The 21912-nt window shown below is 72.7% G+C and carries 17 protein-coding genes and 1 pseudogene; 5 read left to right on the top strand and 13 right to left on the bottom strand.

Translation table 11 applies throughout. From position 1 onward, the window contains the following. Window positions 1-67 precede the first annotated feature (67 nt). The 3 genes from ACGFWI_RS00645 to ACGFWI_RS00655 all read right to left on the bottom strand — a co-directional run bounded on the left by ACGFWI_RS00645 (window position 68) and on the right by ACGFWI_RS00655 (window position 3917). The gene (locus tag ACGFWI_RS00645) at window positions 68-460 is read right to left on the bottom strand and encodes an NTP pyrophosphohydrolase (RefSeq protein ID WP_393903693.1); all 393 of its coding nucleotides are present in this window, start codon (window positions 458-460) and stop codon (window positions 68-70) included. 98 nt (window positions 461-558) lie between these two features. Further along, window positions 559-2694 (bottom strand): 3-hydroxyacyl-CoA dehydrogenase NAD-binding domain-containing protein, encoded by a 2136-nt coding sequence (locus ACGFWI_RS00650; RefSeq protein ID WP_393903694.1) that lies wholly within the window; start codon window positions 2692-2694, stop codon window positions 559-561. Beyond that, the gene (locus tag ACGFWI_RS00655; protein ID WP_393903695.1) at window positions 2691-3917 is read right to left on the bottom strand and encodes a thiolase family protein; all 1227 of its coding nucleotides are present in this window, start codon (window positions 3915-3917) and stop codon (window positions 2691-2693) included. The genes ACGFWI_RS00650 and ACGFWI_RS00655 overlap by 4 nt, the downstream gene beginning before the upstream one ends. A gap of 271 nt (window positions 3918-4188) precedes the next feature. Between ACGFWI_RS00655 and ACGFWI_RS00660 the strand changes: the two genes are divergently transcribed. Beyond that, window positions 4189-4851: a PepSY domain-containing protein gene (locus ACGFWI_RS00660; RefSeq protein WP_393903696.1), complete on the top strand. Its 663-nt coding sequence runs from the start codon at window positions 4189-4191 to the stop codon at window positions 4849-4851. Window positions 4852-5052: 201 nt separating this feature from the next. On the opposite strand, the gene ACGFWI_RS00665 is transcribed toward ACGFWI_RS00660, so the two are convergent. The 3 genes from ACGFWI_RS00665 to ACGFWI_RS00675 all read right to left on the bottom strand — a co-directional run bounded on the left by ACGFWI_RS00665 (window position 5053) and on the right by ACGFWI_RS00675 (window position 8064). Beyond that, complete coding sequence (locus tag ACGFWI_RS00665) at window positions 5053-6327, bottom strand: HRDC domain-containing protein (RefSeq protein WP_393903697.1); 1275 nt, start codon at window positions 6325-6327, stop codon at window positions 5053-5055. 77 nt (window positions 6328-6404) lie between these two features. Beyond that, the gene (locus ACGFWI_RS00670; protein WP_018536954.1) at window positions 6405-7067 is read right to left on the bottom strand and encodes a response regulator transcription factor; all 663 of its coding nucleotides are present in this window, start codon (window positions 7065-7067) and stop codon (window positions 6405-6407) included. Between the two features lie 340 nt (window positions 7068-7407). Continuing rightward, window positions 7408-8064, bottom strand: a complete 657-nt coding sequence (locus ACGFWI_RS00675; RefSeq protein WP_393903698.1) for a DUF3000 domain-containing protein — start codon at window positions 8062-8064, stop codon at window positions 7408-7410. Window positions 8065-8211: 147 nt separating this feature from the next. Between ACGFWI_RS00675 and hemE the strand changes: the two genes are divergently transcribed. Then, window positions 8212-9279: a uroporphyrinogen decarboxylase gene (hemE, locus tag ACGFWI_RS00680; RefSeq protein WP_393903699.1), complete on the top strand. Its 1068-nt coding sequence runs from the start codon at window positions 8212-8214 to the stop codon at window positions 9277-9279. A 55-nt stretch (window positions 9280-9334) separates the two neighbouring features. Here hemE and ACGFWI_RS00685 read toward each other — a convergent pair whose 3' ends face one another. Together ACGFWI_RS00685 and ACGFWI_RS00690 are read right to left on the bottom strand one after the other, a co-directional pair. Further along, window positions 9335-10717, bottom strand: coding sequence for an FAD-dependent oxidoreductase (locus ACGFWI_RS00685; RefSeq protein WP_393903700.1), 1383 nt, complete (start codon window positions 10715-10717; stop codon window positions 9335-9337). Between the two features lie 209 nt (window positions 10718-10926). Further along, on the bottom strand, window positions 10927-12123 hold the full coding sequence (locus ACGFWI_RS00690; RefSeq protein ID WP_393903701.1) for a thiolase family protein: 1197 nt from the start codon (window positions 12121-12123) through the stop codon (window positions 10927-10929). A 192-nt stretch (window positions 12124-12315) separates the two neighbouring features. Between ACGFWI_RS00690 and hemG the strand changes: the two genes are divergently transcribed. Both hemG and hemQ read left to right on the top strand, forming a co-directional pair. After that, on the top strand, window positions 12316-13779 hold the full coding sequence (hemG, locus tag ACGFWI_RS00695; RefSeq protein WP_393903702.1) for a protoporphyrinogen oxidase: 1464 nt from the start codon (window positions 12316-12318) through the stop codon (window positions 13777-13779). A gap of 11 nt (window positions 13780-13790) precedes the next feature. Further along, window positions 13791-14543 carry a hydrogen peroxide-dependent heme synthase gene (hemQ, locus tag ACGFWI_RS00700; RefSeq protein WP_393903703.1) on the top strand — a complete coding sequence of 251 codons (753 nt, stop codon included), beginning with the start codon at window positions 13791-13793 and terminating at the stop codon, window positions 14541-14543. Between the two features lie 104 nt (window positions 14544-14647). Here the strand turns inward: hemQ and ACGFWI_RS00705 are convergent, their stop codons facing one another. From ACGFWI_RS00705 to ACGFWI_RS00725, 5 genes and pseudogenes are all read right to left on the bottom strand, one after another. Continuing rightward, on the bottom strand, window positions 14648-16297 hold the full coding sequence (locus ACGFWI_RS00705; protein ID WP_393903990.1) for an alpha/beta hydrolase: 1650 nt from the start codon (window positions 16295-16297) through the stop codon (window positions 14648-14650). Between the two features lie 123 nt (window positions 16298-16420). After that, window positions 16421-17209, bottom strand: coding sequence for a TIGR04222 domain-containing membrane protein (locus ACGFWI_RS00710; RefSeq protein ID WP_393903704.1), 789 nt, complete (start codon window positions 17207-17209; stop codon window positions 16421-16423). 76 nt (window positions 17210-17285) lie between these two features. Beyond that, window positions 17286-18251: a TIGR04222 domain-containing membrane protein gene (locus ACGFWI_RS00715; protein WP_393903705.1), complete on the bottom strand. Its 966-nt coding sequence runs from the start codon at window positions 18249-18251 to the stop codon at window positions 17286-17288. Window positions 18252-18256: 5 nt separating this feature from the next. Beyond that, window positions 18257-19754 (bottom strand): annotated as a pseudogene (locus tag ACGFWI_RS00720) (DUF692 domain-containing protein). Between the two features lie 221 nt (window positions 19755-19975). Next, a complete protein-coding gene (locus ACGFWI_RS00725) occupies window positions 19976-20728 on the bottom strand; it encodes an aminoacyl-tRNA hydrolase (RefSeq protein ID WP_393903706.1) in 753 nt (250 codons plus the stop codon). Between the two features lie 232 nt (window positions 20729-20960). Here ACGFWI_RS00725 and ACGFWI_RS00730 point away from each other — a divergent pair. Beyond that, the coding region (locus ACGFWI_RS00730) for an ATP-binding cassette domain-containing protein (RefSeq protein WP_393903707.1) at window positions 20961-21912 on the top strand (952 nt) is incomplete at its 3' end.

Genomic DNA, 21912 nt, shown 5'->3' on the forward strand with positions numbered 1-21912 from the left:
GGGCCGACAGCCTCGTATGCCGCCTCGCCGCGGTGTACGGGGCTTGTCCTTGCCGCCGAGGACCCGGCTATGCCTCGCCGCGTCCCCGGCCCCGCACCGCCCGCGGCCCCGTCACCCGGGCCCCCAGCGCCTGGACCCGTTCGCGCAGCTCGCGGTCCGCGGTGACCACCAGGCAGTCCCGGTCGCCGCACTCCTCCGCCACCAGCTGCACGATCCGGTCGTCGCCGCTGCCGCTCGCCGGCACCACCCGTACGCCCTCGACGGGCTCGACCCCGCGCGCCGCGCCCTCTACCACCAGGACCAGCTCCACGGGCGGCTCGACCAGCCCCGGCAGCCCCTTGTCGGTGTACTCGGACAGGGCGTCGCGCAACCGCTCCGCCGCGCCGTGCCGGTCCCGCCACCAGCCGTCGGGCACCGAGCCGACGACATTGGCGGCATCGACAATGACCATGGAGTCCATGCCGCCACTGTCCCACGGACGGGACAGCTCCCGGCACACGAAGGCGCGGGCCGGCTCCGCCGAGCCGGCCCGCGCCTTCCATATCAGTGGTGCACCCCTTACGCGGGCACGCTCGCGATGCCCGGAGCCAGGAACTTCTTGCCGGTCACGCGCTCGGAGACACCCGCACGGTCCAGGTACGGCGTGATGCCGCCCAGGTGGAAGGGCCAGCCGGCGCCGGTGATCAGGCACAGGTCGATGTCCTGCGCCTCGGCGACCACACCCTCGTCCAGCATCAGGCCGATCTCCTGCGCCACCGCGTCCAGGACGCGGTCGCGGACCTGCTCCTCCGTCAGCACCGAGTCGCCCTGCTTGAGGAGCGCGGCGACCTCGGGGTCCAGCTCCGGCTTGCCGGAGTCGTAGACGTAGAAGCCGCGCTTGCCGGCCTCGACGACGGCCTTGAGGTTCGGGGAGACCTTGAAGCGGTCCGGGAAGGCGCCGTTGAGGGTCTCGGAGACATGCAGACCGATCGCCGGGCCGACCAGCTCCAGCAGCACCAGCGGCGACATCGGCAGCCCGAGCGGCTCGATGGCCTTCTCGGCGGTCTCGACCGGGGTGCCCTCGTCGATGACGTTCTGGATCTCGCCCATGAAGCGGGTCAGGATGCGGTTGACGACGAACGCCGGGGCGTCCTTCACCAGCACCGCGGTCTTCTTCAGCTTCTTGGCGACACCGAAGGCCGTGGCCAGCGAGGCGTCGTCGGTCTTCTCGCCGCGGACGATCTCCAGCAGCGGCAGGATCGCGACCGGGTTGAAGAAGTGGAAGCCGACGACCCGCTCGGGGTGCTTGAGCTTCGACGCCATCTCGGAGACGGACAGCGAGGAGGTGTTGGTGGCGAGGATCGCGTGCGCCGGAGCGACGGCCTCCACCTCCGCGAACACCTGCTGCTTGACGCCGATCTCCTCGAAGACGGCCTCGATGATGAAGTCGGCGTCGGAGAAGCCCTCGGCCTTGTCGAGGACACCGGAGACCAGGGCCTTGAGGCGGTTGGCCTTGTCCTGGTTGATCCGGCCCTTGCCGAGCAGCTTGTCGATCTCGGCCTGGACGTAGCCCACACCCTTGTCGACGCGCTCCTGGTCGATGTCGGTCAGCACGACCGGCACCTCCAGACGGCGCAGGAACAGCAGAGCCAGCTGCGAGGCCATCAGACCGGCGCCGACGACGCCGACCTTGCTGACCGGACGCGCCAGGTTCTTGTCCGGCGCACCGGCGGGCCGCTTGGCACGCTTCTGCACCAGGTTGAACGAGTAGATGCCGGCGCGGAGTTCGCTGCCCATGATCAGGTCGGCGAGCGCCTGGTCCTCGGCGTCGAAACCGGCCTGCAGGTCGCCGCTCTTGGCCGCGGCGATGATCTCCAGCGCCCGGTAGGCGGCCGGGGCGGCGCCGTGCACCTTGCCGTCGGCGATGAACTTGCCCTTGGCGACGGCCTGGTCCCAGGCCTCACCGCGGTCGATCTCGGCGCGCTCGACGGTCACGTCGCCCTTGAGGACGTTCGCGGTCCAGATCAGCGACTGCTCCAGGAAGTCCGCGCCCTCGAAGATCGCGTCCGCGATGCCGAGGTCGAAGACCTGCTTGCCCTTGAGCTGCTTGTTCTGGTTGAGCGAGTTCTCGATGATGACCGAGACGGCCTTGTCCGCGCCGATGAGGTTCGGCAGCAGCGCACAGCCGCCCCAGCCCGGGACGAGACCGAGGAAGACCTCGGGCAGCGAGAAGGCCGGGAGCGCCTTGGAGACGGTGCGGTAGGAGCAGTGCAGACCGACCTCGACGCCACCGCCCATCGCGGCACCGTTGTAGTACGCGAAGGTCGGTACGGCGAGCTCCGAGAGCCGCTTGAAGACCTCGTGGCCGCCCTTGCCGATGGCCAGCGCGTCCTCGTGCTGCTTGAGCAGCTCGACGCCCTTGAGGTCGGCGCCGACGGCGAAGATGAACGGCTTGCCGGTGATGCCGACGCCGACGATGCCGCCGTCCGCGGCCTCCTTCTCGACCTGGTCGATCGCGGCGCTGAGATTCGCGAGCGAGCCGGGACCGAAGGTGGTCGGCTTGGTGTGGTCGAAGCCGTTGTCCAGCGTGATCAGCGCGAACTTGCCCGCGCCGTACGGCAGATCGAGGTGGCGGACGTGCGCCTGGGTGACGACCTCGTCCGGGAACAGCTCGGCCGCACCCTTCAGAAGCTCGGCGGTGGTGGTGGTGCTCACTTGCTGCCTCCGTCGGACTCGAAGTGCGGGTTCTCCCAGATGACCGTCGCGCCCATGCCGAAGCCGACGCACATGGTGGTCAGGCCGTAGCGGACCTGCGGCTGCTCCTCGAACTGCCGGGCCAGCTGGGTCATCAGCCGGACGCCGGAGGAGGCCAGCGGGTGGCCGAAGGCGATGGCGCCGCCGTACTGGTTGACGCGCGCGTCGTCGTCGGCGATGCCGTAGTGGTCGAGGAAGGCGAGCACCTGCACGGCGAACGCCTCGTTGACCTCGAACAGGTCGATGTCACCGATGCCGAGGCCCGCCTTGGCAAGGGCCTTCTCGGTGGCCGGGATCGGGCCGTAACCCATGACCTCGGGCTCGACGCCCGCGAAGGCGTAGGAGACCAGGCGCATCTTGACCGGGAGGTCGTGCTCCCGGGCGAAGTCCTCGGAGGCGATGAGCGAGGCGGTGGCGCCGTCGTTGAGCCCCGCGGCGTTGCCGGCGGTGACGCGGCCGTGCGTACGGAACGGCGTCTTCAGGCCGGCGAGGCTCTCCAGGGTCGTCCCCGGGCGCATCGGCTCGTCGGCGGTCACCAGGCCCCAGCCGGTCTCGCCGACCTCCGCGTTGGTGTTGCGCACCGAGATCGGCACCAGATCCTGCTGGATCTTGCCGTTCGCGTACGCCTTCGCCGCCTTCTCCTGCGAGCGCACGGCGTACTCGTCGGCGCGCTGCTTGGTGATGTGCGGGTAGCGGTCGTGCAGGTTCTCCGCGGTCATGCCCATGAACAGGGCGGACTCGTCGACGAGCTTCTCGCTCACGAAACGCGGGTTGGGGTCGACGGCCTCGCCCATGGGGTGGCGCCCCATGTGCTCGACACCGCCGGCGATGACGGCGTCGTACGCACCGAAGGCGATGGAGCCGGCGGTGGCGGTCACGGCGGTCAGCGCACCGGCGCACATGCGGTCGATGGAGTAACCCGGCACGGACTGCGGGAGGCCGGCGAGGATGCCGGCGGTCCGGCCGAGGGTCAGACCCTGGTCACCGATCTGGGTGGTGGCGGCGATGGCGACCTCGTCGATCTTCGCGGGGTCCAGGGCCGGGTTGCGGCGCAGCAGCTCCCGGATGGCCTTCACGACGAGATCGTCGGCGCGGGTCTCGTGGTAGATGCCCTTCGGGCCCGCCTTGCCGAACGGGGTGCGGACGCCGTCGACGAAGACGACGTCCCTAGCGGTACGAGGCACGTTGGCTCTCCTCCATGTGCGGGATGGCACTGCTGCGGGGCGCCCCGGGGGACGCTTCACACCGACATGCTACTTACGGGTAACCAAGCTGCACACCCCCACCGCCCGGAGCGGTGAACGTCACACCGGGCGGAGGGGTCGCTCGCCGGGCGACTACCCGGCAAGCGACGGAAACAGCGGATCGAAAACGACCGAATGCCGTCGGGTCTTGGCGCAATTCATCCCATCACACACTTAAAGTGCCCATATGGATATGAATAGGAGTGGTGTCGTGACCCGGTACGGGCGTCCGGCGGGGCCGCGCGCGATCGGTCTGGTCTGCGCCGTCGCCGCAGCGGGTGCGCTGTTGTCGGGCTGCGGGAACAGCGACACGGCCGGCGCCCAGAAGAAGAGCCCCCCGCGGGCGGTGCCCGCCTCCGCCCCCGCCTCCCCGAGCAGCTCGCTCAGCGCGGACCAGGCCCAGCGAAAGGCCCTGATCCCCAAGGCCAAGGTGGGCTATGAGCAGGCGCTGAAGGCGGCGGTCGCGGCCGTCCCCTCCTCCGAGGCGATCGCCGCGGAGCTCAAGGGCTCGCCCGACAGCCCCTACTGGAACACCGCGGTCGCCACGTCCGACGGGACGGTGCATGCCGTCCGCGTCGACGCGGTCTCCGGAAAGGCGGAGCAGCCGCACACCGAGTCCGACGACCCCAACGACAAACAGGAGCTGGCCGCCCGGCTGTCCAAGGCCAAGGTCACGGCCCAGCAGGCCGCACAGACGGCCACCGACAAGACGAAGGGCACCGTCACCACCATCGGACTGGGCAACGCCGACCACGCGGGCGACACGGTGGCCTGGACCGTAGGCGTCGTGACCACCGACAACTGGCAACAGACGCTGTACGAGATCGACGCGACCAACCGCAAGATCCTTTGGATGCACGTCAGTCAGGGCTGATCCACAAGGCGCGCCCCGGGGCCCGACTTACGGGCCGTACCGGCCGTCCACCCCCGGGCAGGGCACCGCTCCGTGCCCTGTTCGTGCCGCGCCGTGGCGGCGGGAAACGCATCCCGCCGCCACGGCGGTCGCTTGCCGCGACACGGGTGCGCGGAGGGGACGGGGCGGGCGGCGCGGCGTACGGAACCCGCGCCGCCGGTGTCAGCCGGCGTCGGTCCGCAGCGCCTCGGTGAGGATCGGCGCGACCTGCTCGATCTGCCAGGGGCGGGCGCCGTGACCCGTCAGCACCTGGGCGACCGATTCCAGGGTCGGCTCGGCCGGCGGCTCCCAGCACAGCCGGCGCACCGTGTCCGGGGTGATCAAGTTCTCCTGCGGGAGATTCAGGTTCTCGGCGAGCGCGGTGACCGCCGCGCGGGCGGCCGACAGCCGGGCCGCGGCGTCCGGGTCCTTGTCGGCCCAAGCGCGGGGCGGCGGCGGGCCGTTGAGCGGCTGGCCGGGCTGCGGCAGCTCGCTCTCGGCCAGCGCGCGGGCGCGGTCGACGGCGGCCTGCCACTGCTCCAGCTGCCGACGGCCCATGCGGTGGCCGAAGCCGGGCAGCGCGGCCAGTGCGTGGCTGTTCTGCGGCAGATTCAGCGCCGCCTCCACGATCGCGGCGTCACCCAGCACCTTGCCGGGCGACACATCGCGCCGCTGGGCCACCTGGTCACGGGCCGTCCACAGCTCCCGTACGACCGCCATCTGACGGCGCCGGCGGACCTTGTGCATGCCGGAGGTACGGCGCCAGGGGTCCTTGCGGGGCGGCGGCGGGGGAGCGGCGGCGATCGCCGCGAACTCCTGCCGGGCCCACTCCAGCTTCCCCTGCTGCTCCAGCTCCTCCTCCAGCGCATCGCGCAGATCCACCAGCAGCTCGACGTCGAGCGCGGCATAGCGCAGCCAGGGCTCGGGCAGCGGGCGGGTGGACCAGTCGACGGCGGAGTGTCCCTTCTCCAGGGCGAAGCCGAGGACGTTCTCGACCATGGCGCCCAGGCCGACCCGGGCGAAGCCGGCCAGCCGTCCTGCCAGCTCGGTGTCGAACAGCCGGGTGGGGAGCATCCCTATGTCACGCAGGCACGGCAGGTCCTGGGTGGCGGCGTGCAGTACCCACTCGGCGTCGCCGATCGCCTCCCCCAGCGCCGCCAGGTCGGGGCAGCCGACCGGGTCGATCAGCACGCTGCCGGCGCCTTCGCGGCGCAGCTGTACGAGGTAGGCGCGCTGGCCGTAGCGGTAGCCCGACGCCCGCTCGGCGTCGACGGCCACCGGGCCCGTGCCGGCCGCGAAGGCGGCCACGACCTCGGCGAGCGCCTCGTCCGTGGCGGTCACCGGGGGGATGCCCTCGCGGGGCTCCAGGAGAGGGACCGGCGCCGGTCGGGAATCCGGAGGCGAGTCTCCGGTTGCTCGCAGTGTCGTGTCTGCTGCGGTCTTTTGGGCGTCGGTCACCAGTCAAGGGTATCTGTGTATGCACGTCGCCCGTCGAGGGAACGTTCCCTCGACGGGCGAGCCGGTCGGATGGACGGTCAGTGAATGATGCCGGTGCGCAGGGCGACCGCCACCATTCCGGCCCGGTCGCCGGTGCCGAGCTTGCGGGCGATACGGGCCAGATGGCTCTTCACGGTCAGTGCCGACAGTCCCATCGAGACGCCGATGGCCTTGTTGGACTGGCCCTCCGCCACCAGCCGCAACACCTCGACCTCGCGGCCGGACAGTTCGCGGTAGCCGCCGGGGTGGCCGGGGGCGCCCGGAGGACGGCGCTGCATACGGGCCGCGTTGGCGCCGATGGGCGAGGTGCCCGGACGGCCGGGAAGGCCCAGGTTGGTACGGGTGCCGGTGACGACATAGCCCTTGACGCCGCCGGCCAGGGCGTTGCGTACGGCGCCGATGTCGTCGGCCGCGGACAGTGCGAGGCCGTTTGGCCAGCCGGCTGCCCGGGTCTCGGACAGGAGCGTGAGGCCGGAGCCGTCGGGAAGGTGGACGTCGGCAACGCAGATGTCGCGCGGGTTGCCGACGCGGGGACGGGCCTCCGCGATGGACGACGCCTCGATCACGTCACGCACTCCGAGGGCCCACAGGTGGCGGGTCACGGTGGAGCGGACGCGAGGGTCGGCCACGACGACCATGGCCGTCGGCTTGTTCGGGCGGTAGGCGACCAGGCTCGAAGGTTGCTCGAGGAGAACAGACACCGGGCCTCCTGGGGGGAGTGGCGGGGACGGAACCCGACTTGGGGGAGCCGGAATAATCCGTGTTTGAAGGGTCACTGACCTCTTCGGCAGCAATCCAGCAGGACTTTAGACTTTGATCACGATTTAGTTAGGGGCAATTCGGGCAAATCGGATGCGTGATCGATCAGAGGTGAGCATCCGATGCGCACCGAGATGATCAAAGCCGTACGAAAGGGCACCCGTACTCCTTGCAGGAAGGGGCGGCGCAGTGATCACGACGTCGGCCGGGTGCCTGTGAAATTCGGGACCGGCTCTGCGCAAACGTGATCACCGCGGCCGGGTCGCACGGGAAAAGCGCAGCTCAGCGGGGCTGTGCGCCGCGGCGCTGCGGCAGCGGGACGATTCCGCCGCGCGGCGTCATGTCGGGCGTGGCCGGCGGCAGGCCCGCCACCTGGCACAGCAGATCGCACCACGCCGACAGATGTACCGCCAGCTCCGGCACCCCGCCGGGGCCCTCGGCCGGAGTCCAGGACGCCCGGATCTCGATCTGCGTGGCGGGCTCGCGCGCCGCGAGCCCCCCGAAGTAGTGCGAGCCGGCTCGGGTCACCGTCCCGCTCGGTGCGCCGTAGCGCACCCCGCGCGCATCCAGCGCGCCGGTGAGCCACGACCAGGACACCTCCGGCAACAGCGGATCGGCGCCCATCTCCGGCTCCAACTCCGCCCGCGCCAGCGTCACCACCCGGAAGGTGCCCTGCCAGGTGTCGTCCCCGGCCGGGTTGTGCAGCACCACCAGGCGGCCGTCCGCCAGATCCTTGTCCTCGCCGCCCGGACCCGATCCGCGCTCGACGACCGCCGCCTCCAGCGCGTACGCATAGGGGGCGAGCCGTTTCGGAGCGGGTGTCGGGTCGATCTCGATCTCCGGCCGCAGTCGTGCCGCGCGGAGCGCTTCGACCGCCTGACGGAAGGGGATCGGGGCCTCGTCCGCGCCGTCCGCGAGGTGTTCGTGAGCCGCAGCCATGCCCGGAAGATTAGGCGGAACCGAGCCCGCATACGGGGAGGACACCCGGTGCGCGCGTCGCCCATTCGGAGGCGCCCCCGGGCGCATGCGGAGATATCGGCCACCTGGCCAATTCGACGGGTGCTCCGGCGTGCGAAGATTTGGGGCGTGAGCGCCAACGATTGCCCCACGGGCCAGCAGCAGACCGGTACACACGACTCGGCTTTCCTCAAGGCATGCCGCCGTGAGCCGGTGCCGCACACCCCGGTGTGGTTCATGCGTCAGGCCGGGCGCTCACTGCCCGAGTACCGCAAGGTCCGTGAGGGCATCGCGATGCTCGACTCCTGTATGCGGCCCGAGATGGTCACCGAGATCACGCTGCAGCCCGTGCGCCGCCACAACGTCGACGCCGCCATCTACTACAGCGACATCGTCGTCCCCCTCAAGGCCATCGGCATCGACCTCGACATCAAGCCCGGCGTCGGCCCGGTCATCGAGAACCCGATCCGCACCCGCGCCGACCTGGAGCAGCTGCGCGCCCTGGAGCCCGGCGACGTCTCGTACGTCACCGAGGCCATCGGCATGCTCGTCCGCGAGCTGGGTGGCACGCCGCTGATCGGCTTCGCCGGCGCGCCCTTCACGCTCGCCAGCTACCTCGTCGAGGGCGGTCCCTCCCGTAACCACGAGCGCACCAAGGCCCTCATGTACGGCGACCCGCAGCTGTGGGCCGACCTGCTGGACCGGCTCGCCGACATCACCGCCGCCTTCCTCAAGGTCCAGATCGAGGCCGGGGCGAGCGCCGTCCAGCTCTTCGACTCCTGGGTGGGTGCGCTCTCGCCGGCCGACTACCGCCGCTCCGTGATGCCCGCCTCCGCCAAGGTCTTCCAGGCGGTCGAGGGCCATGGCGTCCCGCGTATCCACTTCGGCGTCGGCACCGGCGAACTCCTCGGCCTGCTGGGCGAGGCGGGCGCGGACGTCGTCGGCGTCGACTGGCGCGTCCCCATGGACGAGGCGGCCCGCCGTGTCGGCCCCGGCAAGGCGCTCCAGGGCAACATCGACCCGGCCGTGCTCTTCGCGCCCCGCGAGGCCGTCGAGACCAAGGCCCGCGAGGTCCTCGATGCGGCCGCCGGCCTCGAAGGCCACATCTTCAACCTCGGCCACGGTGTCCTGCCCACCACCGACCCGGACGCACTGACCCGCCTAGTCGACTACGTCCACACCCGGACAGCGCGCTGAGCGGAGCGCGGCGGACGACGACGGAACAGGGGCCGGCGGGCCTGCGCCCGAGGCGTCAGGCCCCGGCGTCCCGTACGGCGGCGGTGGCCTTGCGGGCCGCTACCAGGACGGGGTCCCAGACCGGGGAGAACGGCGGGGCATAGCCGAGGTCGAGCGCGGTCATCCGGTCCACCGTCATTCCGGCCGTCAGCGCGACCGCCGCGATGTCCACCCGCTTGCCGGCCCCCTCGCGGCCGACGATCTGCACACCCAGCAGCCGGCCCGTACGGCGCTCGGCGAGCATCTTGACGTGCATCGGGCGGGCGCCGGGGTAGTAGCCGGCGCGGTTGGTGGCCTCGACGGTCACCGTGACGAAGCGCAGACCGACGGCGTGTGCCTGGCGTTCCAGCAGCCCCGTCCGGGCGATCTCCAGATCGCATACCTTGCTGACGGCCGTGCCGACGACACCGGGGAAGGTCGCGTAGCCGCCGCCCACATTGGCGCCGATCACCTGCCCGTGCTTGTTGGCGTGGGTACCCAGCGCGATATGGCGCAACTGCCCGGAGACCAGGTCCAGAACCTCGACGCAGTCACCGCCCGCCCAGATGTGCTCATGGCCGCGGACCCGCATCGCGAGGTCGGTGAGCAGCCCGCCGGACTCGCCCAGCGGCAGCCCGGCCGCGGCGGCGAGCGTGGTCTCGGGGCGTACGCCCAGGCCCAGCACGACCACATCCGCCGGGTACTCGGCGTCCTCGGTGGTGACCGCGCGGGCGCGCCCGTCCGCGCCGGTCAGCACCCCGGTGACGGTCGCCCCGCGCACCGTCTCGATGCCCATCGCGCACATCGCCTCATGGACGAGCGCGCCCATGTCCGGGTCGAGGGTGGACATCGGCTGCGCGCTCTGCTCCAGGACGGTGACCTCGTAGCCGCGGCGGATCAGCGCCTCGGCCATCTCCACACCGATATAGCCGGCGCCCACGACGACCGCCCGCCGGCCCGGCGAGGCGTCGAGGGTGTCCAGCAGGGCCTGGCCGTCGTCGAGGGTCTGCACACCGTGCACACCGGGCGCGTCGATCCCCGGCAGGCCGGGTCGGCGCGGACGCGCGCCGGTCGCCAGCACCAGCTGGTCGAAGCCGGTCCATGACTCCCGGCCGCCGTTGTCCAGCTCCCGGGTACGCACCCGGCCGCGGTCCAGGTCGAGTTCGGTGACCTCGCAGCGCATCCGCAGATCGATGCCCCGGGCGCGGTGCTCCTCGGCGGTCCTGGCGATCAGCGCGTCCGGACCGTCGACCTCGCCGCCCACCCAGTAGGGGATGCCGCAGGCGGAGTACGAGGTGAAGTGGCTGCGCTCGAACGCGGTGATCGCCAGCTCGTCCGGCTTCCGCAGCCGGCGTGCCTGCGACGCGGCGGACATCCCCGCCGCATCGCCCCCGACGATCACCAGCTGCTCCGCCGTCATGCCGTGTGTCCCTTCGTCGTGTACGGGCTCCGCCGTGCCGCTCCGTGTGGTTTCGCCCGCTTCGTGCGCTACGTTACGGGCCGGCCGGTGCGTGTGCGGCGGCGTGCGGCCGGCGTACGCGGAGGAGCCGGCCGCCGGGCGAACGCGCTCGGCACGGCCGCCGGGGCGCGCTCCGCTCGTCGCGGACGGTCCCGGCCGGTTCCGGGGCCTCAGCGCTCCAGGACCAGCGCGAGCCCCTGCCCCACGCCGATGCACAGCGCGGCGAGCCCCGTACCCGAGCCCAGCGCGGCGAGCTGATGAGCCACCGAGCCCGCGAGACGGGCACCGGAGGCACCCAGCGGGTGGCCGATGGCGATGGCGCCGCCGCGCGGATTCACCACGGCGGGGTCCAGCTCCGGCCACTGCCCGATGCAGCCCAACGCCTGGGCCGCGAACGCCTCGTTGAGCTCGAACGTGTCCACCTCGCCGAAGCCGCGACCGGACCGCTCCAGCGCACGCCGTACCGCCTCCACCGGGCCCAGGCCGAACAGCTGCGGCTCGACGCCGGTCACCGCGCTCGCACGGATCCGGGCCAGCGGTTCGCGCCCGGTGGCCCGCAAGCCCTCCTCGTCCACCAGCAGCAGTGCGGCCGCACCGTCGTTGAGCGGCGAGGAGTTCCCGGCGGTGACCGTGCCGCCGGCCGTACGGAACACCGGCTTCAGCTTGGACAGCGACTCCAGGGAGGACGCCTCCCGGATCGTCTCGTCCCGCAACAGGTCCACGTCCGGCAGCGGCACGACCTCCCCGTCATAGGCGCCCTCCCGCCAGGCACGCACCGCCTTTTGGTGGCTGGCCAGCGCGAAGACGTCCTGCTGCTCACGGGTGATGCCGTGCTGGTCGGCGATCAGCTCGGCGCCCTCGCCCAGCGCGACCGTCCACTCCGGGCGCATCCGCGGATTGACCATCCGCCAGCCCAGCGTCGAGGAGAACATCTCCTGATGGCCTGCCGGGAAGGCGCGTTCGGGCTTGCGCAGCACATAGGGCGCACGGCTCATCGACTCCACACCGCCCGCCACCGCGATATGCGCATCGCCGTGCGCAACGGCGCGGGCCGCCTGGATGACCGCCTCCAGACCGGACCCGCACAGCCGGTTCACGGTCACCCCGGGGACGGTCACCGGCAGTCCGGCCAGCAGTACCGCCATCCGCGCCACATTGCGGTTGTCCTCGCCCGCGCCGTTCGCATCGCCGAAGCAGACGTCGTCGATCCGCGCCGGGTCGAGGTCCGGTGTGCGGTCCACCAGGGCCTTGACCACATGGGCGGCGAGATCGTCCGGCCGGACGGCAGCGAGCGCGCCGCCGTACTTGCCGACGGGGGTCCGTACGGCGTCGACGATGTACACATCCCGTACGCGTGGGTCGGTCATCAGGCCCTGTCCTCGCTGTCCCGGCTCGACTGTCGGCGGGCCGTACGAAGATCGCTACCCGCCGACCACGAGTCTTTGCCCGCCGCTGCCCGCTGTCAACGGGGCTCCCGGTCACCTTGCCCGCCCGCCGCGGAGGCGTTGCGGTCATGATCCGGTCCCGGTCCTGTCGGTGCGCTCTGAGAGAGTGGGGACATGAGCGCAGCGCACACCCGTACGGGCCGCGGGCCCGGCAGCACCGGTCATGTGGTCGTCATCGGTGGAGGCATCTCCGGGCTGGCGGCGGCGCACCGTCTGCTTGAAGGCGGCGCCCGGGTAACCGTCCTGGAGGCGACGGACCGGCTCGGCGGCAAGCTGTACGCGGGTGAGATCGAGGGCGTACCGGTCGATCTGGGTGCCGAATCGATGCTGGCCAGGCGGCCGGAGGCGGTGGATCTCGCGCGCGCCGTCGGGATCGGCGACCGGCTGCAGCCGCCCACTACGGCCGGCGCGTCCCTGTGGACGCGCGGCGCGCTGCGCCCGATGCCCAAAGGCCATGTCATGGGCGTCCCCGGGGACCTCGGTCCGCTCGCCGCCTCCGGGGTGCTCTCCCCGGAGGGGCTCGCCCGTATCGACGAGGACGCTCAGCTGCCGCGTACCGACGTCGGCGAGGACGTGGCCGTCGGCGCCTATGTCGCCCGGCGGCTGGGCCGCGAGGTCGTCGACCGGCTCGTGGAGCCCCTGCTCGGCGGGGTGTACGCGGGCGATGCGTACCGGATCTCGATGCGCGCCGCCGTGCCCCAGCTGTTCGAGGCCGCACGGACGAACCGCTCGCTGCTCGACGGAGTACGGGGCATCCAGGCCCGGTCCGCCGAGACCGCCCACCAGACCGGGGCCGCCGCGACCGGCCCCGTCTTCATGGGCATCGAGGGCGGCATCGGGACGCTGCCGGGCGCGGTGGCCGATGCCGTACGGGCCAAGGGCGGCGAGATCCGTACGGGCACGCCGGTCGCCGGGGTGCGGCGGACCGCGGACGGCTGGCAGCTCGACCTCGACGGTGCCGGGCTCACCGCCGATGCCATCGTCCTCGCCACTCCCGCGCAGGCCACGGCCCGCCTCCTCGCCCCCGTCTGCCGGCCCGCCGCCGCCGAGCTGAACTCCGTCGAATACGCCTCCATGGCCCTGGTGACCATGGCCTTCCGCCGCGCCGACATCGAGGAGCGGCTGACCGGCAGCGGCTTCCTCGTACCGCCCGTGGACGGCCGCAAGATCAAGGCATCCACCTTCTCCGCCAACAAGTGGGGCTGGACCGGCCGGTTCGACCCGGACCTGTTCGTGCTGCGCACCTCGATCGGCCGCTACGGCGACGAGGAGGATCTGGCGCGCGAGGACTCCGAACTGGTCGGCTTCTCGCGGGCGGACCTGCGGGAGGCGGTCGGGCTGACGGCCACGCCGGTCGCCTCGCGGGTCACCCGCTGGGACGGCGGACTGCCCCAGTACCCGGTCGGCCACCTGGAGCGGGTCACCCGCATCCGTGACGCCGTGGCGCAGCTGCCGGGCCTTCGGGTGTGCGGTGCGCTCTACACGGGCGTCGGTATCCCGGCCTGTATCGCCTCGGGCCGTACGGCCGCCGACGACATCCTGGGCACCCTGCGCCCGGACTCCGTCCCCGCCGAGTGAGAATGGACGGCATGACAGACGCTTCCACTCCCGCTTCCGCACCGCAGGCGCCCGAGGCGCCCGAGAAGGTTCCGCACGCCGGCAAGAAGGCCAAGGACCTCAACGAGATCATCCGCTACACCCTCTGGTCGGTGTTCAAGCTGCGCGACGTCCTCCCGGAGGACCGCAGCGGCTACGCCGAGGAGGTCGAGGAACTGTTCGCGCAGCTCGCGGCCAAGGACGTGGTGGTGCGCGGCACCTATGACGTGTCCGGCCTGCGTGCCGACGCCGACGTGATGATCTGGTGGCACTCGGAGAGCTCGGACGCCCTCCAGGAGGCGTACAACCTCTTCCGCCGCACCCGCCTGGGCCGGGTGCTGGAGCCGGTGTGGTCGAACATGGCGCTGCACCGCCCCGCCGAGTTCAACAAGTCGCACATCCCGGCCTTCCTGGCCGACGAGCAGGCGCGCGCCTATGTGAGCGTCTACCCCTTCGTGCGCTCCTACGAGTGGTACCTCCTCCCCGACGAGGACCGCCGCCGGATGCTGGCCGACCACGGCAAGATGGCCCGCGGCTTCCCGGACGTGCGCGCCAACACCGTGCCGTCGTTCTCGCTCGGCGACTACGAGTGGGTGCTCGCGTTCGAGGCCGACGAGCTCTACCGCATCGTCGATCTGATGCGTCATCTGCGCGGCTCCGAGGCGCGGATGCACGTCCGCGAGGAGATCCCGTTCTACACCGGGCGCCGTAAGCCGGTCTCCGAGCTGGTCGCGGGTCTGGCGTAACCGGAAGGGCGGTGCGTCCGGCCGGGGTTCCCGGGCGGACGCAGCCGCACACAGCACCACGGGCCGCCCCCTCGGGGGCGGCCCGTGGTGCTGTGTGCGGACCGCTACTTGCCCGGCAGTGCGTGCTGCGCCCGGGTCGCCTGCTGGCCCGGCGCCGGCTCCGCCCGCGGCCTGCAGTACACCTTGTGCGCCGGGATCTTCCCGTGCAGCAGATATGCCTCGGTGTACTGGTTCACACAGGCGTTGTCGCCGAACGCGATGCCGTGCGTGCCGGCCCCGTTCTCGGTGACCAGCGAGGAACCGGGCAGCCGCCGCTGCAGCTCCAGCGCACCCCGGTACGGCGTCGCCGCGTCCCGCTCGGCCGCCAGCAGCAGCACCGGCGGCAGCGCGCCGGGCTCCGTGTGGATGTCGAGCGGACCGCGCCGCCCGTGGAGCGCCTCGTCGAACTCGGTCGAGGCCGCATGGCCGGCCGCGTCGGCCAGGTCCTGTCCGCCGGAGTGGCCGGCCACCCGGCGCGCGGCGGTGTCGAGCTCGGCCGCGGCCGTCTCCGACCGGTCGGGCCAGAACGCGCAGGGCAGATTCATCCAGGCGTTGTCCCAGGTCTCGAACGGTGCGATACGGGCGATCTCGGTGTTGTCCCGGTTCCAGGTCCGCCAGTCGTGCGGCCAGCGCGCGTCATTGCACTCCACGGCGGTGTAGACGGCGTTGCCGTTCTCCTCCTCCTTGGCGCCGGTGGACCGCGGGAGGGCCTGGGCGATCAGCGGCTTGGGGTCGCCGTGCAGGTACCCCGAGAGCGCCTCGGCGCGCATCGGCCAGAAGGCGTCGTTGTAGCCGGTCTTGAGGAAGGCCGACTGCAGCTGGCCGGCGCCGATCTTCCCGTTGAGCGGATGGCGGCGCAGCTTCTTCGCGGCCGTGTCGTAGGAGTGCTGTACCGCTCTCCTGGTCGTGCCGAGGTGGTAGTCGGCCTGGTGCTCGGCGGCCCAGCGCAGCCAGTCGTTCCAGCGGCGCTGGAAGGCGACGTCCTGGTCGAGGTTGTTGCGGTACCAGATCTGGCGGGGCGCGGGGTTGACGACGCTGTCGAAGAGCATCCGCCGGACGTGGCCGGGGAAGAGCGTCGCATAGACCGCGGCGAAGTACGTCCCGTACGAGGCGCCCATGAACGTCAGCTTCTTCTCGCCGAGCGCGGCCCGCAGCATGTCCAGGTCACGGGCATTGTTGACGGAGTTGTAGTACGGCAGGTCCCCGCCGGCCCGGCGGACGCAGCCGCGCGCGTACGCCCTGGCCACGGCCACCTTCCGGCGCTTGAAGGCCGCATCGGGGTGCGTACGGCTGTCGCTGGGCACCTTGGCGAACTCCTTGGGGTCCTGGCACGACAGCGGCGCCGAGCGGCCCACACCGCGCGGCGCATAGCCCACGAAGTCGTAGGCGCGGGCCAGCTTGCTCCATTTGGGGAGCCCGCCGTAGAGCGGGAACTCCATGCTGGACGCGCCGGGGCCGCCGGGGTTGAAGACCAGGGAGCCCTGCCGCTCGCCGCGCGCGGTGGCCCGGGCCCGGCTGACGGTGAGGCTGATCTTCTTGCCGTCGGGGCGCGCATAGTCGAGGGGAACGGTGAGTTTGCCGCACTCGACGGACGACGGCAGATGCTCCACCGGCGCGCAGCGGCCGAAGTCGATGCGGTGCGCAACGGGTGCGGGTGGCGCGGCGGCGGCCCCCGTGGCGCCGCCTGCCGGGGCAGTGGCGAGGGCGGTCACCATCAGCGACCCGATGGTGCCGTACAACGCAAGTGCTCTCACTGGCCGTCCCTTCGTGTGTGCATACAAAAGGGATAGTTGGGGCGCTGATTGTCGATGTAAAGCACCTGGCACCGGTGTCGGAGGCTATGCCCCGGAAGAGTGGAGCGCGGCGCGCAAGGTGGGGTCGGTGAGGACGATGGGGCCGCGGAGAGCGAACGAGGCGAGGGAGGAAGAGGTGGCGGGGGAGCCGGAAGTACGGGGCAGTTGCTGCTCGCCCGCGTCGGTGGCCCAGTCGCTGTACGGGTGGAGCTCGAAGCGGGCCACGGCCCAGGTGCCGAGGGTGAGGATCAGCGGGAGCGCGAACCAGGCCAGGAGTGGCCCGTTGTCCGTGTCCGACGGCGCCATCCAGGAGAAGGCGGCGGCGGACAGCGTCACCAGGAGCGCGGCGCCCTGTACCAGGCGGACGGCCGTGGCGATGCCCGGCCGGGCTGCGTCGGGCATCGCCAGCCCGTCCGTCACCAGCCGGTCGGCCACCTCCCGCACCGCGTCATCCCCGGCGAGGGCGTCCCGTATCGCCGGTATGCGGCACTGCCCTTCGGGGCCGATGGCGGTCAGGGTGGCGCGCTCGACGGCGTCGTTGCCGACCGGGTCGACGACGGTGGCCCAGCCGGTGTCGGCGAGCAGCAGCCGCCGCTGCTGGGCCATCAGCACCAGGACCAGGTCGGCGAGCCGGTGCGGGCCGCCGGAGAGGTAGGCCATCTCGTAGAGGGTCAGACCGGGGCGGTGGCCCGCGGCGGCCGGATCCGGGACGGTCCCGGGCGCCGGGCGCGGGGCCGGCCGGGCGGTGCGCGCGGCGGCGACCGCGGCACGGCAGAGAAGCGCACAGGACAGCACCGCAGCAGCCGAGGCGAGGAGGAAGAAGAGGAGCCACATGGCCGCGTTTCTACGGGATGAGTACAAATACCGCCACAAATTTTCTCATCATGCGGGCGGCAGCGGGGGCCGGGCCTCAGCTGCCGCCGCCGCAGCCGCCGCCCCCGCAGCCCCCGCCCCCGCACGACGAGCCGCTGCCGCAGGACGAACCGCTGCTGCCGCAGCCCGACCCGGAGCCGCCGTCGGAGGAGCCGCACCAGGAGCCGCCGTCGCTCCCCGAGCCGCCCCCGCCGTCACCGGACGAGGAGCCGCCGGATCCGCCGCCCGGTGCGGCGGCGGCCGTGGCACGCTGCGCCTCGTCGAACTGCTGCCGCAGCAGTTCGTCCGCGATCAGCGCCGTGCCGCCGACTGCCACCACCAGCGCGGCGGGCTGCCAGGCACCGCCCACGCCAACCCGTTGACGGTGGGCCGCCCGCGCGGAGCGCAGGGCTGCGGACCCCGCCTTGGTGATCCGGCGGGTGAACACCTTCTTGCACAGCGATCCCACCACGATCCCACCGATCAGCGCGGGCATCGCCGGGCCGACCGGCGGCGGGCCGTCCCCGCCGCTCCCGGCGAAGGAGAGCAGCGCCGCGAGGAAGAAGAGGACCACACAGGCCGTCATCTGGGCGCTCGCCAACCGGCGCCACCCCCGGCCGAGCTCCGGACGGCGCAGCAGACCGCGGGCCGCCAGCCGGTCACCGACCTCTTGCACCGCCGGGCTGCGCATCGCCGTGGCGCGCAGCACGGCCAGCGCACCGCCGGGCGTCCGGGCAATCGCGTCCAGTACGGCCGCCTCGACCGCGTCGTGCGCGAAGGCCTGGCGTACGGTCACCACTCCCGGACCGCTCACGGCCAGCCGGCCGTCCTCGTGCATTCCGGCGATCGCGGCGTCCACCACCCGCCCGGGGCCGCCGGCGAGGAATGCCGCCTCCCACACCTCGTGGGCCAGAGCGTCCGCCCGGCGGACGGACGGCGTCCGCAGACGCACCTGGACCGCGCCGAAGAGGAGCGCCAGCGACGAGGCGCCGATTCCCAGGAAGACCCAAGGGACGAAGGACATCGCAGTCACCTCCGGTCCAGGGCGCGCCGCAGGGCGCGCACCAGCCGGGCCAGGGGCCGGGCGGACGGCGGCTTCGAGCCCGCGCGGTCCCGCCACCAGTGCGTCAACTGCTGCCGCGCGGCCGGGTCTTCGGGGCGTCCCCGGGCCAGCAGATGCGCCGCGAAGTCCAGCGCGTCCTGGCGGTAGCCGCCGCTCATGGGCCGGTGCCGCGCATAGCCGATGAACGCGGTCCGGTAGTCCGCGCCGAGGATCTCGGGCAGTTCGGGCGCGACCTTGGCGACGACCGCGGCCCGCTTGGCGGTCAGCGCCCGGCTCTGCACCTGCAGCCGCACACCGTCGAAGCCCTCGGGGGTCGGCGTCCCGGCGACCAGCGCGGACAGCAGCGCGGTCTGCGCCAGCGCCAGCCGCTGCCGCGCCGCGTCGGTGCCCGCGCCCAAGTCGCTGTCCTTGCCGCTGCCGCTGCCGCTGCCGCTGCCGGTGCCGTCGCCCGTTCGCACGCCGGGCGTCGTTTCCGCGTCGGCCATCGTTTCCGCGCCGGGAGTCGTGCCGACGCCGGGAGTCGTGCCGACGCCGGGAGTCGCGTCGGCGTCGGGCCTCGCGTCGGCGTCGGGCCTCGCATCCGGCAGGGTGCGGGCGTCCGGTGCGGTCACCGGCATCGGGTTACGCCGCCCGGACATGTCCGGCCTCCTTCAGCACGGTGCGTATCGCATCGAGTTCACCGGCCAGCTCCCCGCCCTCGGGGAAGTCCTCGTCCCGCTCCAGCAGCACACCGGGCGGGGTGATCCGGGCACACAGCTCGGCGAGGACGTCCAGCACGGGCCGGGTCACCGGGTGGGCATGGCTGTCGTGCCACACCCCGTCCCGCTCCACACCGCCCGCGACATGGACGTACGCGAGGGCCTCGACCGGCAGTTCGTCCAGGGCGACCGCCGGGTCCTCGCCCCGGTTGATGTGGTTGGTGTGGAGGTTGGCGACATCGATGAGCAGCCGCACCCCGGTCCGCTCGACGAGTTCGGTCAGGAACTGCCCCTCGGTCAGCTCCTCGCCCGGCCAGTTGATGAGCGCGGCGATGTTCTCCAGCGCCAGCGGCACCGGCAGGGCGTCCTGGGCGATGCGCACGTTCTCGCACAGCACGTCCAGCGCGTCACGGGTGCGCGGTACGGGCAGCAGATGCCCGGCCTCCATGCGCGGGGAGGCGGTGAGCGGACCGCCGGCCCGTACGAAGGCGATGTGCTCGGTGACCAGCGGTGCGCCCAGCGCCTCGGCGCATTCGGCGAGCGCGGTCAGCCGGCCGGCGTCCGGACGGTCGGCGCCGCCGAGGCCGAGCGAGACCCCGTGCGGGACGACGGTCGTGCCGCGCTCGCGCAATTCCTGCAGGGCGTGGGGCAGATGGCCGGGGCAGATGTTCTCCGCCACCACCTCGACCCAGTCCACCCCCGGCAGCTCCGCTATCTCCGTGGCGATTTCCGGCCGCCAGCCGATTCCCGTTCCGAGGCGCTCCATGGCTCCCCCTCTCGCTCCGTGGTCTGGGTACTCATGGCCGCGGCACGACGCACCGAACCCTGCAGCGGCCGAGTTCAGAGGTTGATTTGAGCTTCCTCCGCAACGGCGCAGGGCCGGTCGTGGCCCCGGCACGGCGGTCGTCGCAGCCCACCGGGCCCCGGGCGCGAAGGACCCCGCCGGTGGCCCGATTCGGCCGGGGCGGGCCCGGTACCACCCCTCCCTCAACGGGTGCGCGGCAGCGCTCTGCGCAGCGCGGGGTGGTCGGCGACGACCGTGCAGGAGCCCGGTGCGATCTCCGTGAACCCGGCATCGCGCACCACGGGCAGACCACTGCGGGTCAACTCCTCCCAGTCCGCGCCCCGGGCCGACCGAACGGACAGCGGGAACCCGGCCGCGCGCCAGGCCGCCCGCTCCTCATCGGACAGCTCCCACCAGGCCAGCTGCGCCGCGTGTCCGGCCTGCGCCATCTCCTTGCCCGCCGACATCTCCAGCTCGGGGCTGAGCCACAGCACCGGTGCGCCCACGGCGGGTGCACCGGGCGGCTCGGGATCGTCCAGCTCCGTGCCCGAGACCTGCAGACGCGCCAGGTCCTTCGGCCAGCCGTCCAGCGGCACCGGCGGGAAGACGCGCACCTCGGCGTGGTGGCCGGTGACCGTGATACCCGGCAACGCCTCGGCCCGCCGCCACTCCGCGCCGCGCGCCCGCCGCACCACCTTCCGGATCCGGGCGTCCTGCCAGTCCCGCACCGCCGCGGCCCACTCACCGTCCCCGGCCGACCGCTCGTCCGACAGCAGCACCAGCACCGCCCGCGCTGCGGTCTCCAGCGCGTCCGTACGCGCCGGCGGCTCGGCCCGCTCCATCCGCGCGACGAGCGGCAGCACGAACTGTGGTGCCGCGTCCCGGTCGGTCTCTTCGTGGCGCACGGGGCTGCCGGAGTCGTTGCCGGGCTGTCCGGCGGTCTCTGCGCTGGTCACCCGCCCAGTCTGCCAGCCGCCACCGACAGCGCCTCCGCCCCCGCTGCCGCCGGCCCGCCGGGGTGCCCACCGGCCGACGGGCGGCGTGGCCAACGTCGCCTGCCCGGCGCCCGGTTGCCGGACGCACGGGGCTCATCGCGCCCTCGGGCAGGCACCGGCCAGCGGGTCCGGCTACCGTCGGGGACGGCGGAACGGACGGGGCCGCCGCGAGGCAGTGGAGGTGCCGGAACGCATGAGGCTGGACGGGGTAGGGCGGCGCTACGGGGTGCGGGGCCCCTGGGTGCTGCGGGACGTACAGCTCGACGTGCCCGAAGGCGCGCTGCTGCGTATCGAGGGGACCAACGGCAGTGGCAAGTCCACCCTGCTGCGGCTGCTGGCCGGGATCGACCGGCCCAGTACCGGACGTATCACCGGCCGCCCGCGCAGCGCCTACGTGCCCGAACGGTTCCCGGCCGCGCTGCCCTTCACCGCCGTCGGCTACCTCACCCACCTCGGCCGCATCCACGGTCTGCGCGGCCCCGAACCGGCCCGCCGCGCCACCGAGTGGCTCGCACGCTTCGGGGCGGCCGGGCATGCACGTACCCGGCTGGCCGAGCTGTCCAAGGGGACGAGCCAGAAGGTCGCGGTCGCCCAGGCGTTGCTCGCCGACCCCGAACTCCTGGTCCTGGACGAGGCCTGGACCGGCCTGGACCAGGGCGCGCGGGAGGTGCTCGACCGTGCGGTGGCCGAGCGGGTCGCGGACGGCGGCACCGTCGTCTTCGTCGACCATGACCCGCAGCGGCTGGCGGGCGCGGCCGACGCCCGCTACCAGGTCACGGACGGGCGGCTGCTGGCCCACGAGGAGCGCGGCCCGGCGGCGGATGCGGGGTCCGTGCCCGGCCCCAGAGTGATCATCGAGGCCGAGGGCGCACCGGGAGCGGCGCTGCCCGGCGGGCCGCAGCGTACGCCCGCCGGAGCGCCACGGCTGCCCGGCGGGCCGGAGATCGTTCCGCGACCGGACGGTGCGACCCGGCTGACGGTCCCCGCCGTCCACTCCGACGCCTTGCTGCGCGCCCTGCTCACCGCGCATCCGCCCTGGCACATCCGCTCGGTCATTGCCGCCGGGCCACGGCCGGGTGACGTGCCAGGCGCCGGCGCCGGTGCCGAGACCGGTTCCGGAAGCGACAGCGGCAGCGACACTGAAG

Source organism: Streptomyces sp. NPDC048434, assembly GCF_043200375.1.
Taxonomy (GTDB): domain Bacteria; phylum Actinomycetota; class Actinomycetes; order Streptomycetales; family Streptomycetaceae; genus Streptomyces.

Bases quoted from the DNA above. Each gene is read 5' to 3' on its own strand.
- hemG (WP_393903702.1), top strand. From the start codon at position 12,316: ATGAGCGCAGCGCACACCCGTACGGGCCGCGGGCCCGGCAGCACCGGT.
- hemQ (WP_393903703.1), top strand. From the start codon at position 13,791: ATGACAGACGCTTCCACTCCCGCTTCCGCACCGCAGGCGCCCGAGGCG.
- ACGFWI_RS00675 (WP_393903698.1), bottom strand. From the start codon at position 8,064: ATGGCTGCGGCTCACGAACACCTCGCGGACGGCGCGGACGAGGCCCCG.
- ACGFWI_RS00705 (WP_393903990.1), bottom strand. From the start codon at position 16,297: ATGGTGACCGCCCTCGCCACTGCCCCGGCAGGCGGCGCCACGGGGGCC.
- ACGFWI_RS00685 (WP_393903700.1), bottom strand. From the start codon at position 10,717: ATGACGGCGGAGCAGCTGGTGATCGTCGGGGGCGATGCGGCGGGGATG.
- ACGFWI_RS00710 (WP_393903704.1), bottom strand. From the start codon at position 17,209: ATGTGGCTCCTCTTCTTCCTCCTCGCCTCGGCTGCTGCGGTGCTGTCC.
- ACGFWI_RS00690 (WP_393903701.1), bottom strand. From the start codon at position 12,123: ATGACCGACCCACGCGTACGGGATGTGTACATCGTCGACGCCGTACGG.
- ACGFWI_RS00645 (WP_393903693.1), bottom strand. From the start codon at position 460: ATGGACTCCATGGTCATTGTCGATGCCGCCAATGTCGTCGGCTCGGTG.
- ACGFWI_RS00715 (WP_393903705.1), bottom strand. From the start codon at position 18,251: ATGTCCTTCGTCCCTTGGGTCTTCCTGGGAATCGGCGCCTCGTCGCTG.